Genomic DNA, 355 nt, shown 5'->3' on the forward strand with positions numbered 1-355 from the left:
CTGAGCAATGTGTCCGGCAACCAACTGCTGTTTCAGGGGGACTGTCATTATCAGTATGATGAGTTCGGGAACCTGATACAGGAAGCGCGGGGCACCCATCAGTCTCTGGTCACAACCTATGCATATGACTGCCAGCACCGGCTTGTCCGAGTCGAAAAGCATGACGGCAGCAGCGCTGAATATCGATATGATGCGTTCGGCAGACGGATTCATAAAGCGGTTACCGACAAAACCGGGCAGACCCGGCAAACTGAATTTCTGTGGCAGGGGGATAAACTGCTGGCAGAGTCGGGTGAGCACCACTACCAGACTTATCTGTACGAGTACGGCAGCTTTAAACCGCTGGCACTGGTGA

The 355-nt window shown here is 53.5% G+C and carries 1 protein-coding gene; it reads left to right on the plus strand.

Going from position 1 to position 355, the window contains the following annotated elements; genetic code table 11:
- Positions 1 to 355, plus strand: a 355-nt coding sequence (locus AC55NX_RS20905) for a hypothetical protein (protein WP_496997480.1), incomplete at both ends; no start/stop codon positions are given.

This window comes from Vibrio rubrogenes, from assembly GCF_059641415.1.